14 protein-coding genes are annotated in these 16086 nt (G+C 66.0%); 6 read left to right on the top strand and 8 right to left on the bottom strand.

Annotated features, from left to right (window positions below; translation table 11 throughout):
* Entirely contained in the window at positions 1-672 is a 672-nt protein-coding gene (locus VGG53_RS00520) for a pyridoxamine 5'-phosphate oxidase family protein (RefSeq protein ID WP_331515985.1), read from the bottom strand.
* A 53-nt stretch (positions 673-725) separates the two neighbouring features.
* Between VGG53_RS00520 and VGG53_RS00515 the strand changes: the two genes are divergently transcribed.
* Together VGG53_RS00515 and VGG53_RS00510 are read left to right on the top strand one after the other, a co-directional pair.
* On the top strand, positions 726-2027 hold the full coding sequence (locus VGG53_RS00515) for an aminotransferase class I/II-fold pyridoxal phosphate-dependent enzyme (RefSeq protein WP_331515984.1): 1302 nt from the start codon (positions 726-728) through the stop codon (positions 2025-2027).
* A 94-nt stretch (positions 2028-2121) separates the two neighbouring features.
* Positions 2122-2613: a polyketide cyclase gene (locus VGG53_RS00510; RefSeq protein ID WP_331515982.1), complete on the top strand. Its 492-nt coding sequence runs from the start codon at positions 2122-2124 to the stop codon at positions 2611-2613.
* Positions 2614-2625: 12 nt separating this feature from the next.
* On the opposite strand, the gene VGG53_RS00505 is transcribed toward VGG53_RS00510, so the two are convergent.
* On the bottom strand, positions 2626-3495 hold the full coding sequence (locus VGG53_RS00505; protein ID WP_331515981.1) for an SDR family NAD(P)-dependent oxidoreductase: 870 nt from the start codon (positions 3493-3495) through the stop codon (positions 2626-2628).
* Between the two features lie 10 nt (positions 3496-3505).
* The gene (locus tag VGG53_RS00500; protein ID WP_331515980.1) at positions 3506-4108 is read right to left on the bottom strand and encodes a TetR/AcrR family transcriptional regulator; all 603 of its coding nucleotides are present in this window, start codon (positions 4106-4108) and stop codon (positions 3506-3508) included.
* 58 nt (positions 4109-4166) lie between these two features.
* Here VGG53_RS00500 and VGG53_RS00495 point away from each other — a divergent pair, with 58 nt between their 5' ends.
* Both VGG53_RS00495 and VGG53_RS00490 read left to right on the top strand, forming a co-directional pair.
* Positions 4167-5303: a phosphotransferase family protein gene (locus VGG53_RS00495; protein ID WP_331515979.1), complete on the top strand. Its 1137-nt coding sequence runs from the start codon at positions 4167-4169 to the stop codon at positions 5301-5303.
* Entirely contained in the window at positions 5303-6418 is a 1116-nt protein-coding gene (locus tag VGG53_RS00490; RefSeq protein WP_331515978.1) for a hypothetical protein, read from the top strand. The genes VGG53_RS00495 and VGG53_RS00490 overlap by 1 nt, the downstream gene beginning before the upstream one ends.
* A gap of 13 nt (positions 6419-6431) precedes the next feature.
* Here the strand turns inward: VGG53_RS00490 and VGG53_RS00485 are convergent, their stop codons facing one another.
* The gene (locus VGG53_RS00485) at positions 6432-7430 is read right to left on the bottom strand and encodes a TIGR03617 family F420-dependent LLM class oxidoreductase (RefSeq protein WP_331515977.1); all 999 of its coding nucleotides are present in this window, start codon (positions 7428-7430) and stop codon (positions 6432-6434) included.
* Between the two features lie 44 nt (positions 7431-7474).
* Between VGG53_RS00485 and VGG53_RS00480 the strand changes: the two genes are divergently transcribed.
* Entirely contained in the window at positions 7475-8821 is a 1347-nt protein-coding gene (locus VGG53_RS00480) for a flavin monoamine oxidase family protein (protein WP_331515976.1), read from the top strand.
* 6 nt (positions 8822-8827) lie between these two features.
* Here the strand turns inward: VGG53_RS00480 and VGG53_RS00475 are convergent, their stop codons facing one another.
* Positions 8828-9784 carry an alpha/beta hydrolase gene (locus VGG53_RS00475; RefSeq protein WP_331515975.1) on the bottom strand — a complete coding sequence of 319 codons (957 nt, stop codon included), beginning with the start codon at positions 9782-9784 and terminating at the stop codon, positions 8828-8830.
* Positions 9785-10067: 283 nt separating this feature from the next.
* Between VGG53_RS00475 and aceA the strand changes: the two genes are divergently transcribed.
* The gene (gene aceA, locus VGG53_RS00470; RefSeq protein ID WP_331515974.1) at positions 10068-12377 is read left to right on the top strand and encodes an isocitrate lyase ICL2; all 2310 of its coding nucleotides are present in this window, start codon (positions 10068-10070) and stop codon (positions 12375-12377) included.
* Between the two features lie 26 nt (positions 12378-12403).
* Here aceA and VGG53_RS00465 read toward each other — a convergent pair whose 3' ends face one another.
* The 3 genes from VGG53_RS00465 to VGG53_RS00455 form a co-directional block, all read right to left on the bottom strand.
* On the bottom strand, positions 12404-13798 hold the full coding sequence (locus tag VGG53_RS00465) for a fatty acid desaturase family protein (RefSeq protein ID WP_331515973.1): 1395 nt from the start codon (positions 13796-13798) through the stop codon (positions 12404-12406).
* Between the two features lie 15 nt (positions 13799-13813).
* On the bottom strand, positions 13814-14911 hold the full coding sequence (locus VGG53_RS00460) for a ferredoxin reductase (RefSeq protein ID WP_331515972.1): 1098 nt from the start codon (positions 14909-14911) through the stop codon (positions 13814-13816).
* Between the two features lie 260 nt (positions 14912-15171).
* A complete protein-coding gene (locus tag VGG53_RS00455; RefSeq protein WP_331515971.1) occupies positions 15172-16080 on the bottom strand; it encodes an NAD(P)-dependent oxidoreductase in 909 nt (302 codons plus the stop codon).
* Positions 16081-16086: the final 6 nt, after the last annotated feature.

The raw sequence follows: 16086 nt of genomic DNA, 5'->3' as shown, positions 1-16086 counted from the left end.
TCAACCCCGCCGGTAGGCCGCCAGATACGGCGGCAGCGGCACCGCCGGGTCGAGGCCATCGGCAGGGATCGGAGTTCCCGCATGCAGGGCGAGCGGCACGACCCCGGCCCAGTACGGCAACTCGGTGTCCTCCGGGTCGTCGGCGGGTCCGCCGGTACGCACCTTGGCGGAGACCTCGACGAGGTCGAGCGCGAGCACGGCGGTCGCCGCGAGTTCACGGGCGTTGGGAGGCCTACTGTCGGCGGATCGGCCGGATGCGACGTGATCGAGCACGGCCGCCAGCGCGCGCGATTTCTCGTCGCGGTCCTGCACCAGGCGTGCATTGCCGACCGCGACGACCGACCGGAATTCCAGGGAATGGTGCATGCCCGAGCGCGCGAAGACCAGGCCGTCGACCAGGGTGGCCGTGACGCAGACCGGCAAGCCGTCCGGCGAGCCTGCGGCGGCCAGCATGGGGCCGCTGCCGGAAGATCCGTGCAGGTACAGCGTTTCCTCCAGCCGCGCGTGGGTCGTGGGCAAAACCACCGGTCCATCGGCACTGACGAAGCCGACGTGGCAGATCAGGGCCTCGTCCAGCACGCCGTGGACGGTGGCGCGGTCGTAGCGGGCGCGTTCGCGATACCGGGTGGGCACGGTCCGAGAAGTGGGCGCGTATGCCGGTCCTGCGGACATGGTTGCCTCCAAGTTTGTACTAGTACATAATTGTTCCTGTGCTAGGACAATACATGATCCGGGGTACCGGCGCGAAGGCGATCGCGTCGGACGTCGAACAGGCCATCTCCACCGGTGCGCTGGCGCTCGGCGCCGAGCTGCCGCCGATCCGGGATTTGGCCGGCCAACTCGGCGTCAATGCCAATACCGTTGCCGCTGCCTATCGCTTGTTGCGCGAACGCGGAGCCGTCGAGACCGCGGGCCGGCGCGGCACCCGGGTGCGCGACCGGCCGGCGACCATGCCGCGCTCGCTGCGGGGTCTGGCAGTCCCGCCCGGTGTGCGCGACCTGTCCACCGGCAACCCGGATCCGGCCCTACTGCCCACCGCGCGGATCAGCCCTCGGGCCGGCAGGCCGGTGCTCTACGGCGATCCCGCGGTCTCGCCCGAATTAACCGAATATGCCCATGCGACGCTGAGCGCCGACGGTGTTCCGGCCGAGCACGTCGCGGTGACCGCCGGAGCGCTCGATGGCATCGAGCGTGTTCTCAGCGCCCACCTGCGTCCCGGCGACCGCGTGGCGGTCGAAGACCCCGGCTGGGCCAACCTGCTGGATCTACTTGCCGCGCTGGGCCTTTCAGCCGAGCCAGTCAGAGTCGACGACGACGGGCCGCTGACCGCGGATGTGGCCGGCGCGTTGAGCCGCGGTGTGCGCGCGGTGGTGGTGACAAGTCGCGCCCAGAACCCGACCGGTGCCGCCGTCTCCGCGGCGCGTGCCGAAGAGCTGCGCGGGCTGCTTGTCGACCACGATGATGTGCTGCTCGTCGAGGACGACCACTGCGCGGGGATCGCCGGCGCGGCGTTGCACGCGCTGGCCGGAACCACCCGGCACTGGGCGTTCGTGCGGTCGGCGGCCAAGGCATATGGGCCCGATCTCAGGTTGGCGCTGTTGACCGGGGACCGGCGCACGCTTGAGCGGGTGCAGGGGCGGCTGCGTTTGGGACCGGGCTGGATCAGCCACCTGCTGCAGGACCTGGCGGTCGGATTGTGGCGCGACAAGGCCGCTACCCGGTTGGTGCACCAGGCCGAAACCGTCTACACCCGCAACCGCGAACTGCTGGGCGCGGCGTTGGCTGATCGCGGTGTCGCGTCGCGCGGTCGGTCCGGCCTCAACGTCTGGATTCCGGTTCCCGACGAAACGGTGGCGATCACGCGGCTATTGAGCGCGGGCTGGGCTGCCGCGCCGGGCACCCGGTTCCGGATCGGGACTGCTCCGGGAATGCGGATCACCATCTCCTGCATCGACGCCGACGACATCGGTCCGCTGGCCGACGCGGTCGCCGATGCGGTACACGCGGTGGGCCGCGCCAGCGTGTGAAGTTATGCACAGTTGGAAGTTGATCCACAGACCACCCCGACGAACTCCTCCGCGGCGACCCCGACCCACCCAAAGATCGCTAACCTGGGTTCTGATGATCGGTGATCGTTGGAACGTGACGGACGACGAGATCGCCCGGCACTATCCCTGCGACGACCTCGTTGCCGCGCCGACGTTGCAGGCATGGCGCGGGGTCACCGTGCAGACCAGCCCGCAGACGCTGTGGCAGTGGGTCGGTCAGATCAGGATCGCGCCCTACTCCTACGACTGGATCGACAACCTCGGCCGTCGCTCACCCCAGCAGCTCGTCGGCTTGTCCGAGCCCGTCGTCGGCGAGCCATTCAGCACCGCCGCGACCCGGCCGTTCGGACGCATCCTGGCCGTCGCGCCACCCGAGCACCTCACCGGCGAGATCATCGGAGCCTGCATTTCCTACGTGTTGGTGCCCGACGGGCGATCAACCCGCCTGCTGATGAAAATTGTTACGGCCGTGAACCGCTGGGTTGCGCCGTGGCTATCGGTTGGCGATCTCGTCATGGCGCGCCGGCAACTGCTCAACATCAAGCGCCTCGCCGAACAGCACTAGCCGGGCGACCTCTCAGCGCCCGAACGCGCGGAAGCTGCCGTCGAGCACCTGCAGGTGACCGATCGTGCGACCGGTCACGACCGTCGGATCCACCAGCACCAACTCCACCGCGGCCTGCGCGAACTCGTCCGGGGACGCGACCTCGTCGAACTCGCGGGCGTAATACGAAAGACCGGGCGTCATAATCGCTTTGGACGGCGACAGCGCATTGACTGCGACATGGTGGGCCGCCAGATCGTAAGCCGCACACCACGTCAGATGCTCCAGCGCGGCCTTGGATCCGCCGTAGCCGGGCAGCACGCCGCTACTGTGGTCGGCCCACGGCCCGTCCCCGGGCAGCTGGGATGCCACCGAGCTGACGTTGATCACCGAGCCGACACCGGCAGCCATCATGTCCGGACAGACGAGTTGGATCAGTTCATACGCGGCGAACACCGCGATCTCGAAGTGTCGCCGATACGCGCCCAGCGGCGTCCCGAGCAGCGGCGGCCAGTCCGGCTTGGCGCCGCCCGGCTGGGCCTTCGCCGACTTCGGGCGCGCATCGTCACCGGCCTTCGGCGGGCGGCCCGGGGCGGTGAACGCCGCGTTGTTGATCAGTATCGTGATGGGACCCAACGCATCTCGAGCCTCATCGACCAGCCGTGCGATATCGTCTCGCTCGAGCAGGTCGGCGCGGATCGCCAACGCGCGCCCGCCGGCCGCCTGGATATCCGCGACGGTTTCACCGATGGTTCCGGGAAGCCGGTCGTCCCAAACCTTTTCAGTGCGACCGACCACCGCGACAGCCGCTCCTTCGGCCGCCAACGCCAAAGCGGTCGCCCGGCCCAGTCCGCGGCTGGCGCCGGTGACGATCGCGGCACTGCCATCCAGTCGTCCGGTCACCGGCCCGACCCTATCGGGTGACACCGTGCACGAGGATGGCGGTGGTCTGACCGACCCAGGCGTCGTCGAGCGGTTGGTCGGGATTCAGCAGCAGCCGCAACAACGTCGCCCCGCCGATCAGCTCGATCAACCGGTCCGGGTCGACGTCCGGATGCACCTCACCGCGGCCCACCGCCTCGCTGAGCCGCGCCCGCACCGCGGTGAACAAACCCGCGAAGCGTGACATCACCCGGGCGTTGAGCTCGGGGTCGGCGCTCATATCGGCGACCAGGCCGGGCAGCGCGGCGCGCACCACCGGGGTGGTGAACACGTCGCGCGCGGCCGCGATCATCGCCCGCAGGTCAGCGGCCATGCCCCGGGTCGGACCCACCAGAGCGGTGGGCGCCACCGGAAAGGCCGCCTCGTGCACCAACTCGGCCTTGCTCGACCATCGCCGATACAGCGCAGTTTTCGTCGTTCCGGCGCGCTCGGCGACCGCGGCCAGAGTGAGGTTCGAATAGCCGATTTGCACAAGCAGATCCGCGGTCGCCGTCAATATGGCGGCGTCGATACGCGGGTCCCGGGGGCGCCCGGCGCCCGCGGCCTTGTCAACCGCAGATGGGTCTGCTTTCATAACGCTACCCACCGTATCGTAATTGACGCGACAGGTCTCAGAGAATGGAGGCACCCTCGTGCCCAACGAGCCCGTGCTCGACCAAGTCGACCGACTCCAGCGCTCCAGCCGCGACGTCAGCACGCTTCCGGCGGTGATGTCGAAGTGGCTGTCCACCGTCCTGCCCGGCGGGGTAACTCCGCAGGTCACCGTGGAAAGCGGGGTGGACTCAACCGGCATGTCGTCCGAGACCATCATCTTGACCGCCCGCTGGGACGAGGATGGCCGGTCCGTCACGCAGAAGCTGGTGGCACGGGTGGCGCCCACCGCCGAGGACGTGCAGGTGTTCCCGACCTATCGACTCGACCACCAATTCGACGTGATCCGCAAAGTCGGCGAGATCACCGACGTTCCCGTCCCGCGGGTGCGCTGGCTGGAATCGACCGGCGAGGTCTTGGGCACACCGTTCTTCTTGATGGACTACGTCGACGGCGAGGTGCCGCCCGACGTCATGCCCTACACCTTCGGTGGCAACTGGTTCGCCGACGCGCCCCCCGAACGCCAGCGCGAACTTCAGGACGCCACGGTCGGGGTACTCTCCAAGCTGCATTCAATACCGAACGCGGAGAACACTTTCGGCTTCTTGGCTGACGGCCAGGACGGTGACACCGCCTTGCGCAGGCATTTCAACTGGGTGCGGTCCTGGTATGACTTCGCGGTCCCCGACATCGGTCGATCGCCGTTGCTGGAGCGGACGTTCGACTGGCTGGAAGAGAACTGGCCGCACCAAGCGGGGGCCAGTGAACCGGTGCTGCTCTGGGGCGACGCCCGGATAGGCAACGTGTTGTATCGCGACTTCCAACCGGTGGCGGTGCTGGACTGGGAAATGGTGACGCTCGGACCTCGAGAACTCGACGTCGCGTGGATGATATTCGCGCACATGGTCTTTCAGGAGCTCGCCGGCCTGGCGACGTTATCCGGCCTGCCGGAAGTGATGCGCGAAGACGATGTGCGAGCCACCTATCAGCGACTCACCGGGGTCGAAATCGGCGACCTGCATTGGTTCTACGTCTACTCGGGGGTGATGTGGGCCTGCGTGTTCATGCGCACCGGCGCACGGCGGGTGCACTTCGGCGAGACCGAAAGGCCCGACAGCGTCGAATCGCTGTTCTACCACTCGGGATTGATGCGACGCCTTATCGGAGAGGATCAGTAATGCTCGGACCGCTCGACGAGTTCCCGGTACATCAGGTACCCCAGCCGATCGCGTGGCCAGGTTCCTCGGACCGCAACTTCTACGATCGTTCCTACTTCAACGCCCACGATCGCACCGGGGACATCTTCGTGATCAGCGGCATCGGCTACTACCCCAACCTCGGCGTGAAGGACGCATTCCTGCTCATCCGGAGCGGCGATACCCAGACCGCGGTGCACCTGTCCGATGCCATCGACCAGGATCGGCTCAACCAGAACGTCAACGGCTACCGGGTCGAGGTCATCGACCCGCTGCACAAACTGCGGATCGTTCTCGACGAAACCGAGGGCATCGCAGCCGATCTCACCTGGGAGGGCCTGTTCGACGTCGTCCAGGAGCAACCGCATCTGATGCGTTCGGGCAATCGGGTGACGCTGGACGCGCAGCGCTTCGCCCAACTCGGCAGCTGGACCGGCCGGATCACCGTGGACGGCAAGGAGATTCCCGTCGACCCGGCCACCTGGATCGGCAGCCGCGACCGGTCCTGGGGTATTCGGCCGATCGGCGAACCCGAGCCCGCAGGCCGGCCCGCCGACCCCCCGTTCGAAGGCATGTGGTGGCTGTACGTGCCGATGGCATTCGACGACTTCGCCGTCGTGTTGATCATCCAGGAGGAGCCCAACGGATTCCGCTCGCTCAACGACTGCACCCGGATCTGGCGCGACGGCCGCGTCGAACAGCTCGGCTGGCCGCGGGTGAAGATCCACTACCGGTCCGGCACCCGCATTCCGACCGGCGCGACGATCGACGCCACCGCCCCCGACGGCACCGGCGTCCACTTCGACGTCGAATCCAAGCTGCCGGTGCCTATCCATGTCGGCGGCGGCTACGGCGGCGACTCGGACTGGCTGCACGGCATGTGGAAGGGCGAGAAGTTCGTCGAGCGACTGACCTATGACATGACCGACCCGGCGATCATCGGGCGGTCCGGTTTCGGCGTCATCGACCACGTCGGGCGCGCAGTGTGCCGCGACGGCGACGGAAAGCCGGTCGAGGGCTGGGGCCTGTACGAGCACGGCGCGCTGGGCCGCCACGACCCGTCCGGGTTCAAGGACTGGCTGACCGTCGCGCCGTGAACAAGGTTGCCGTTCAGCGTAATTCGTCGATGATCGCGGATAGTGTCTGCACGCCGATCGGCGCCGCCTGGTAGAGGCAGACGGTGTCGCCAACCCCGCCGACACGGTCGCGGATATGGCGGGCGATTTCGGCCGGAGTACCGCACGCAGCGATGGTGTGCAGGATCTCGTCGTCGATCAGCGCGCCCATGTCCTCCCAGCGGCCCTGCTTGGACAGCGCGTTGAGTTCGGGCTGCAGATCCCGCCAGCCATGTGCGGCCAGCACCGGCCGATACGCAGGTGTCGAGCCGTAGAACGCCAGCAGCGCGCGCGTCCGCACGTGGGCCTGCTCGAGTTCGGCGTCGGTTTCACCCGCGGAGACGATGATTTCGGGCAGCACAGCGAAGTCGGTGATGCGGCGGCCTGCGGCTTTCAGGCCCTCGCGCACCATGGGCATGGTGTGCTCGTGCAGAAACCGCTTCGAGCCGAACGGCATCACCAGCAGACCGTCGGCGTGCTGCGCGACCGCACGGGTCAGCCGCGGCCCGAGTGCGCCCACGTAGATCGGCGGCGGGCCATACGGATTTGGGCCCGGGTTGAAGGTCGGCGTCATCAAGGTGTGCCGGTAGTAGTCGCCGCGAAAATCCAGTCTATCGCCGGAATTCCACGCCGCGAAGATCGCGCGCAGCGCCGCGATGAGTTCGCTCATCCGGGCCACCGGTTTGTCGAACTCGGCGCCGAACCGCTTTTCGATTTGAGCGCGGACCTGGGTGCCCAAGCCGAGGATAAACCGTCCCGAGCTCAGCAGCTGATGGTCGTTGGCCTGGTGGGCCAGGTGAATCGGGTTGCGCGGGAACGCAATCGCCACATTGGTCATCAGGTTCAAGCCGGGCACGGTTGCGGCCAGGGTCAGCGGCGCGAAAACATCGTGCGGTCCCTCAAAGGTGGCGACGCCGCTGGCCCCGGCATCGCGAAGCTCCCGCGCGCGCTCGGCAGCGTCGGTCAGCCCATATAAAGCGGTGAAGACTTTCAACGAGGATCCACACTACGCAGCGCTCATGGGGTTGACTGAAGGACATGCCTAACGCGACCTGGACCGCAGACGTCGTCGTGGTGGGAGCCGGTTTCGCCGGACTCGCCACCGCCCGCGAACTGACCCGGCTCGGCCACGATGTGCTGGTGCTCGAGGGCCGGGACCGGGTCGGTGGCCGCTCGTACACCGGCCACGTCGCCGGCATCCCGGTGGATATGGGCGGGACATTCGTGGGCCCGACGCAGGACGCGGTGCTGGCCCTGGCTGCCGAGCTCGGCATTCAGACCACCCCGACGTACGACGAGGGCGCCAACCTGATTCGATGGCGCGGCACAGTCCGCTCCTACAGCGGCACGATCCCCCGCCTCTCGCTAGGAGGCCTGATCGATCTCGGGCGGGTGCGTTGGCAATTCGAGCGAATCGCCCGGGCCGTCCCGCTGACCGAGCCGTGGACCGCCCGGCGCGCCGCTCGGTTGGACAGCCAGTCGCTGGGCGGATGGTTGCGATCGGTGCATGCCGGCGCCACCGCCCGTGATCTGCTGGCCATCATGGCGCGGGTGACCTGGGGATGCGAACCCGACGACGTGTCGATGCTGCACGCCGCGCGCTACGCCCGCGCAGCAGGCGGCCTGGATCGGATGCTTGACGTCGAAAACGGTGCCCAGCAAGACCGTTTCTCGGCCGGCACGCAGCAGATCGCCGACGCGGTGGCGGCCGAATTGGGCGACCGCGTGGTGCTGCAGGCGCCCGTGCGACGTATCGACCACCACGATGACGGTGTGACGGTTACGAGTGAAAAGGGCGGGGCCGAAGCCAAATACGTCGTCGTCGCCATCGCGCCGGAGCATCGAAGCGGCATCGAATTCGCTCCCGCTCTGCCCGCCGAACACCAGCAACTGCTGACGCGTTGGCCGCAAGGCCGGCTCAGCAAAGCCTATGTCGCCTACCCCACCCCGTTCTGGCGCAGCGCCGGGTTTTCCGGTGTAGCACTGTCCGACGAGGGCCCGGTGTTCATCACCTTCGATGTCAGCCCGCGGCCCGACGGGCCCGGGATTCTGCTGGGATTCGTCGACGCCCGAAACTTCGACGAGCTGCCGGCTGATCAGCGTCGGCAGCGCGCAGTGGACTGCTTCGCAGCGCTGTTCGGCGACGAAGCGCTCAATCCGCTCGACTACGTCGATCATCGTTGGGGCGCTGAGGAATTCGCGCCAGGTGGACCGACGGCCGCCGTGCCGCCGGGCTCGTGGACGCGCTACGGGCCGTGGTTGCGGCGTCCGATCGGGCCCATCCACTGGGCCGGCACCGAGACCGCCGACGAATGGACCGGCTTCCTCGACGGCGCGGTACGTTCCGGGTGGCGGGCCGCCGCCGAGGTCGCGGCGCGACTTTAAGTCCGGCTATGAGCTGATGCGCTTGCTGCCGGCAATCGATTCGGCCAGTGTGCGCAGTTCCCGGTTGACCTCAGCGGGCCGTTCCAGCATCGAGCAGTGACCGCCGGGCAACACGACGAGATCGACCAGGTTGGGTGCGGCAGCGGCGATCCGCTTGGACTGCACCAGCGGCGTCAACCGGTCGCGTTCGCTCCCGATGACCAGCGTCGGCACCGTCAGGCCGGCGAGATCGATATGCCGCCGGCCCATCGCCTCGACGAGGGCCTTGCCACAGCCGCCGCGGCCTGCCGGCGACGTGGAGTTGAACAAGTCGTAGATCAATGCGCCGACCGCGCGATCCGCGTCGGCGCCGACGGCGAGCATCGAAATCATTTCGCGGCTGGCCCGTCGCACCGCCGGCGGCACGTTGTACGAACCGAAAATGCTGATCAGGGCGCGCCCACCCAACACCCGCACCGCCGCGAAGGGCGCCGGCACCGCCAGCAGTCGCACTTCACGCAACAGGTCACCGGTAGTGGTGTTGATCAGCGCGACAGCGTCGGCGCGGACTTCGACCTTGTGCCGGTAGCGATCCGACCAGGCGGCGATCGCCATGCCGCCCATCGAGTGCCCTGCGACGACGGCACGCTCGCCCGGTGCCAGCGTCGCGTCGAGCACGGCATCGACATCGGCCGCGAGGTGGCTCAGGCTGTACCCGCCGCGGCGTGGAATTCCGCTGCGCCCGTGACCGCGATGGTCGAACGCGATCACCCGGTAATCGGTGGCCAGGTCGGCGATCTGGTAAGCCCACACCCGAACGGCGCAGGTGATGCCGTGCGCGAGAACGATCGGATACCCATCCTGTGGTCCGAACACCTCGGTGTGCAGACGAGTGCCGTCCGCAGAACGCACCTCCATGGTGCGGCTCGGCGGCATGGCCACCGGTATGGATTGCGGTGCGCGGGTCGTTCGCAGAGAACTCATCGCCGCTCCCCCTCAGATGCGGCCCCGTCGCCGCGCTCGGTGAGTGTATCGGAGTGGGCTACCCGATAACGCCGGAAAAATATCCCCGATGACATTTTCTTGTGCCGCGGCGCGGGTTTAACCAGGTCCTGTCGGCGGTATGCCCGAGACGGTGGTGCTGCCGCAGGTGGGAACCACCGCGAGATTCGAATTTGAAAACGTCGCGGGGCGCAGCAGCCATAGACTCTTCCCATCAGGCAAATCGGGCATGACGCCGAAGAAGACGATGAGGAGCGGAGAGAACATGAGCACCATCGAGGCGGATGCAAAGACGCAGTCACCATCCGAGCAGGACTCCCACAACGCCTTTGAAAGCGACGTAGCCGCCACTCAGCAGTACCTGAACAGCCCACGCTTCGACGGAATCACCCGCCTCTACTCCGCCCGCCAGGTCGCCGAGCAGCGCGGCACCATCCCGGCCGACTACACCGTCGCGCGTGCGGCCGCCGAAGCCTTTTACCCGCGGCTGCGCGAGCTGTTCTCCCAGCGCAAGAGCATCACCACGTTCGGCCCGTATTCACCCGGTCAGGCCGTCACCATGAAGCGGATGGGCATCGAGGGTATTTACCTCGGCGGCTGGGCCACCTCGGCCAAGGGCTCGATCAGCGAGGATCCGGGTCCCGACCTGGCCAGCTACCCGCTCAGCCAGGTTCCCGACGAGGCCGCCGGTCTGGTTCGTGCGCTGCTGACCGCTGACCGCAACCAGCAATACCTGCGCCTGCGGATGAGCGAGGAGCAACGCGAGAGAACACCGGCGGTCGATTACCGGCCGTTCATCATCGCCGACGCCGACACCGGCCACGGCGGCGATCCGCACGTGCGCAACCTGGTCAAACGGTTCGTCGAAGCCGGCGTGCCGGGATACCACATCGAAGACCAGCGCCCCGGTACCAAGAAGTGTGGCCATCAGGGCGGCAAGGTTTTGGTGCCGTCGGACGAACAGATCAAGCGCCTCAACACCGCCCGCTTTCAGCTGGACATCATGCGGGTGCCCGGCATCATCGTGGCGCGCACCGACGCCGAAGCCGCGAACCTGCTCGACAGCCGCGCCGACGAGCGTGACCAGCCGTTCCTGCTCGGCACCACGAACCTCAAGATCCCGTCGTACAAATCCTGTTTCCTGGCGATGGTGCGGCGCTTCTACCAAGCCGGGTTCAAAGAGCTCAACGGTCATATGCTCTACGCGCTGCCCGACGGTGAATACGCCACCGCCGATTCCTGGCTGGAGCGGCACGGTATTGCCGACCTCATCGCCCAAGCGGCCGCATCCCCCGACCACGCACAGCAGTCCATCGACGCCGTGTTCGACGAGGTCGAGTCGAAGTTCGTCGACGCCTGGCAGGTGGACGCCGGGCTGATGACCTACGGCGAAGCCGTAGCGGAGCTGCTCGAATTTGCTGAGAACGACGGCGATTCAGGCGACATGAGCGCCGACGAGTGGCGGCAGTTCGCGCAGCGCGCACCGCTGTACACCGCCCAACAGAAGGCCAAAGAGCTCGGTGTGCACGCCGCGTGGGATTGCGAGCTGGCCAAGACACCGGAGGGTTACTACCAAATCCGCGGCGGCATCCCATATGCGATCGCCAAATCGCTTGCCGCGGCGCCGTTCGCCGACATTCTGTGGATGGAAACCAAGACGGCAGACCTCGTCGACGCCCGCGAATTCGCCGACGCGATCCACGCCGAGTTCCCCGACCAGATGCTGGCCTACAACCTCTCGCCGTCGTTCAACTGGGACACCACTGGCATGACCGACGACGAGATGCGGGCGTTCCCAGAGGAACTCGGCAAGATGGGCTTCGTCTTCAACTTCATCACCTACGGCGGTCACCAGATCGACGGTGTTGCGGCCGAGGAGTTCGCCACATCGTTGCGCCAGGAGGGCATGCTGGCGCTGGCCCGCCTGCAACGCAAGATGCGTCTAGTCGAGTCGCCTTACCGCACACCGCAAACGCTGGTCGGCGGACCGCGCAGCGACGCCGCGCTGGCCGCGTCGTCCGGTCGCACGGCGACGACGAAGTCGATGGGCGAGGGATCCACCCAACACCAGCATCTCGTGCAGACCGAGGTGCCGAAGAAGCTGCTCGAGGAGTGGCTGGCGTTGTGGGGCGAGCACTACCAGATCGGCGAGACGCTGACCGTCCGGTTGCGTCCGCGCCGCGCCGGCTCCGACGTACTCGACCTCGGCATCTACGGCGATGGCGAAGATCCGGTTGCCAACGCCGTCGTCGACCCGATCAAAGACCGCCACGGACGCAACATACTCACCGTGCGCGACCAGAACACGTTCGCCGAAAAGCTGCGCCAGAAGCGGCTTATGGACGTCATCCATCTGTGGCTGATCCATCGGTTCAAGCCGGAGATCGTCTACTACGTGACGCCGACCGAGGACAACCTCTATCAGACCGAGAAGATGAAGTCGCACGGCATCTTCAGCAACGTGTACCAGGAGGTCGGCGAAATCATCGTCGCCGACGTGAACCAGTCGCGTATCGACGAACTGCTGGCGCCCGATCGTGAGGCGTTGAAGCGGCTGATCGCCAAGCAGGACTAGCGCTCGGGACGCGCACCAGTTTCTGGTCAGTCCTTGCCACGCGGCGGCGGTTTCACCTCGACACCGGTTGACTCGTGCTCGGGACCGGCCGCGGGGTGTTCGGCCGGTACCCGATCACGGAACCGGCTGGCTTCGCCGGGACCTGCAGGGGCCGGCCGGCCGGCCGGGCTGCGGTATGGCCCGGGCTTCGGCCGGGGCTTCCCCCCAGGGAACGCCAGGCGAAATATGCTGCGGTGCACCATCAACCACTGCTTGGAGAATCGGCCCGAGTTGTACGGCAGCTTGTAGCGCTCGCACATGTCCTTGATCTTCGGTGCGATTTCGGAGTACCGACTGCTTGGCATGTCCGGATACAGGTGGTGCTCAACTTGATAGCCGAGGTTGCCACTGATCACGTGAAACAGCGGACTGCCATCGATGTTCGCCGCGCCGACCAATTGGCGCAGATACCAATCGCCGCGCGACTCGTCCTCGACTTCTTCCTGGCTGAAGGTGTAGGTCTGGTCGGGGAAATGCCCGCAGAAGATGATGGCGTGCGCCCACACATTGCGGATGACGTTTGCCAGAGCGTCCGCGCCCAAGGTGCGCAAGAACGTGCTTTCCAATCCCGGCGCGACTCGGTCGAGGAAACTCGCCGTCGCACCGAGGCGGCCCCTGCTCGATATCTTGCGTAGCCGCCGGCCGATACCGGACTTCGCCGGCTGGTCAATCCGGCCGCCCAGGGCCAGTTGGGCCACGGCAAATGCGCCAGCGCTGATCAACGGCCAACCGAGATAATCCTTTTTGATCTGCGAGCGCGCCTTGACAGCAATGCCCTTGAGGTCTTTCCGCACCTCCGACCACGGCTTCTGGCGGGTCCGTATCGCCTCGACGTCCATGTCGTGAACTGCCACGCCCCACTCGAACAGCAACGTGAGCAGCAGGTTGTAGAGCGGCTGGCCGAGGTATCGCGGGTGCCACTTCTGGTTGGGATCGATCCGCATGATCTCGTAGCCGAGATCCTTGTCCTTGCCGCGAATATTCGTGTAGGTGTGGTGAATAAAGTTGTGTGAGTGCTTCCACGACTCCGCGCTCGACGCGGTGTCCCAGTCCCAGACCGACGAATGAATGTCGGGATCGTTCATCCAATCCCATTGGCCGTGCATGACGTTGTGGCCGATCTCCATGTTCTCCAGGATTTTCGCCATACCCAGACATGCGGTGCCAAGCACCCAGGCGGTTTTGGAGCGCGAGGCCAGCAGCAGCACCCGTCCGATCACCACGATCTGTCGCTGAACAGAGATCACCGTCTTGATGTACTGTCTGTCCCGATCGCCGAGGTCGGCAAACACCTCGTCGTGAATTGCATCCAGTTCTTTCGCGAGCTTTTCCCGCTCTTGTTCGCCAAGGTGGGCGAGCGGGCTGTCCACAGCAATAGTCACTGCGACTCCTTTCGATCAGAGTTCGAGTTCAACGTCACCTTCGGCGGTATTGATACAGATCCGCACATCCTGTTCGGTGGGCTCACTGACGTCACCGGAGCGCAGATCACGCAGCCTGCCCGATTTGAGGGTGCCCACGCAGGTGTGGCAGATGCCGATTCTGCAGCCGTAGGCGAGTTTCAGGCCGGCTTGCTCGCCGGCCTCCAAAATTGAAGTGCCGCCGTCACATTCGACTTTCTTCTCGGAATCGAGAAAGTTGACCTCGCCGCCCTTGCCGGCGTTGCCATCGCCGCCGATCTTCGGCTGGAATCGCTCGTAGTGCAGGCGATCTTGATCGCCGTTGGCTTTCCAGTGCTCGATCAGCGCGTCGAGCATTTCCTCGGGACCCGAGCAGAAGGCTTCCCGTTCGCGCCAGTCCGGACATTCCTCATAAAGGTCGCCCGGCTTGAGCCGGCCACGATCCGACGTGAGCCGCAGATCCAGCCGCATCTGCTGGTGGCGATGAGCGAGATCCTCCAGGACCGACAGGAACATGACCTGTTCGCGGGTACGGGTGGAGTGCATGACGACAACGTCGCCGAGCTCACCGCGGTGATCGAGGCTACGCAGCATGCTCATGATCGGCGTGATACCGCTGCCGGCGCTGATGAACAGCAGCTTGGGCGGCAGCGGCTCAGGCAGTGTGAACACGCCTTCGACTTCGCCGAGCCGCACCAAGTCACCGGGCTGGATCTTTTGCACCAAGTAGGGTGACACCGCGCCGCCGTCCACCTTCTTCGGCGTCACGCTGATCAGACCGTCTTCGGGCGTGGAATCCGAGGTGAGCGAATACGCGCGCCAGTGGTAGACACCGTCAATGACCACGCCGAGGCGGACGTATTGGCCGGGTTTGTGACCAGGCCATTCATACCCCGGCTTAATCAGAACACTGGCGGCTTCCGATCCCTGTGCCTCGACGCGCTCGACCTTCCCGCGCAACTCCTTGGTCGTCCAGAGCGGATTGATCATCTCGAGGTAGTCGTCTGGCTCCAGCGGCTTGAACAGCAGCCGCACTGCTCGCAAAAACAACCGGCGTCCGCGTGGAACCCGGGGTGATGCGCCGCGCTCGGCCATGGGTTAAATAGTACACACTCGTGCACTCAGTTCAAGCGTGGCCTTGAAATCGCCTGTTGTACAAGAGGATCTACCTATCTGCAGGCCAGATTGCCTGTGAACAATCGTCCACAGCGGGATCATCGCAGATTAGCGAACGATAAAATTTTGCGGGTACTTCTTTCGGCGTGCCCCACGTCGGCGCCGGGCAAACATCAATCTGGCAACTCTTTCACGGTGAAATCGAGCGGCCGACCCGCAATGACGGGCCCAGAACGCGGTCAGCTCGCCGTACTGACCAGCTCGGGGTGGAATTTGGCCGCCATCCGGCGCAGTCCGTCTTCCCAGTCGACCGTGCTCGCGCCGACCAGTTCGTGCATTCGTGACACGTCGGTGGGGTTTCCGCGCAGCGCCTGCGCGCTCTCCTCGAACACCGGGTCTTTGCCGACCAGCGATCCGAGGTAGCGGCACCACTCCTGCAAGCTCACGGTCTGGTCGCCGCACCAGTTGACCGTGGTCGCCGGCACCGATGCCGCCGCGAGCAGCTTCGGGATCGTGGCGATGATGTCGTCCTCGTGAATTGGGTTGTAGCTGGCCGGAATTCCGCTGGGCACGGGGATCGGGATGCCCGCCAGCATCATCTCCATGTGGTAGAACGGCCATCCCCCGTTGTCGCCGTACGGGACGTTGAGGCGGGCGATGACGGTGGGCATGTCGAGAGCGCGCGCCATCGTCCGGGCCACGACTTCGCCGGCGATCTTGGAGATGGAGTAGGTGGGGAACAACGGCTTGTGGTTGTCGCCCAGTGCGGCGCGCTCGGTTCGCGGCTCGTCGTCCGGAGGGTCGTAGACGGCGGCCGACGAACAGTGCAGGAACGCTTTGGCGTTGCGGCAGTGGGCCATCAAGAGGCCGACGGACTCGGCGTTGGCACCGAGGTCCTTGTCCCAGTCGCCACTTTTGGCCACCGCCAGGTTGAGCACGTAGTCGAAGTCGGCGGGCAGTCCGTCGAACTCGCCGGCGGCCAGGTTGACCGCCTCGCACCGGATGCCGGCTTTTTCGAGGGCCTCTCGAGCTGCCGCATTGGTGAACCGGGCGATGCCCCACACCTCGTTGTCGACCGCCAGGGCCTGGGCGATGGGACTGGCAACTTGTCCGGTCGGACCAGTGATCAGGATCTTGGCGCGGCGCATACTTTC

Origin of the sequence: Mycobacterium sp. (assembly GCF_036490025.1) — a bacterium.
In the GTDB taxonomy this organism is placed as follows: Bacteria; Actinomycetota; Actinomycetes; order Mycobacteriales; family Mycobacteriaceae; genus Mycobacterium.
Note: the sequence above shows the minus strand (reverse complement) of the source record. Positions and strands in the feature narration are given on the sequence as shown.

What these genes read in the sequence shown, in the direction of transcription:
- VGG53_RS00480 (WP_331515976.1), top strand. Translation starts at nt 7,475, where the DNA reads ATGCCTAACGCGACCTGGACCGCAGACGTCGTCGTGGTGGGAGCCGGT.
- VGG53_RS00500 (WP_331515980.1), bottom strand. Translation starts at nt 4,108, where the DNA reads ATGAAAGCAGACCCATCTGCGGTTGACAAGGCCGCGGGCGCCGGGCGC.
- VGG53_RS00455 (WP_331515971.1), bottom strand. Translation starts at nt 16,080, where the DNA reads ATGCGCCGCGCCAAGATCCTGATCACTGGTCCGACCGGACAAGTTGCC.
- VGG53_RS00475 (WP_331515975.1), bottom strand. Translation starts at nt 9,784, where the DNA reads ATGAGTTCTCTGCGAACGACCCGCGCACCGCAATCCATACCGGTGGCC.
- aceA (WP_331515974.1), top strand. Translation starts at nt 10,068, where the DNA reads ATGAGCACCATCGAGGCGGATGCAAAGACGCAGTCACCATCCGAGCAG.
- VGG53_RS00520 (WP_331515985.1), bottom strand. Translation starts at nt 672, where the DNA reads ATGTCCGCAGGACCGGCATACGCGCCCACTTCTCGGACCGTGCCCACC.
- VGG53_RS00490 (WP_331515978.1), top strand. Translation starts at nt 5,303, where the DNA reads ATGCTCGGACCGCTCGACGAGTTCCCGGTACATCAGGTACCCCAGCCG.
- VGG53_RS00515 (WP_331515984.1), top strand. Translation starts at nt 726, where the DNA reads ATGATCCGGGGTACCGGCGCGAAGGCGATCGCGTCGGACGTCGAACAG.
- VGG53_RS00460 (WP_331515972.1), bottom strand. Translation starts at nt 14,911, where the DNA reads ATGGCCGAGCGCGGCGCATCACCCCGGGTTCCACGCGGACGCCGGTTG.
- VGG53_RS00510 (WP_331515982.1), top strand. Translation starts at nt 2,122, where the DNA reads ATGATCGGTGATCGTTGGAACGTGACGGACGACGAGATCGCCCGGCAC.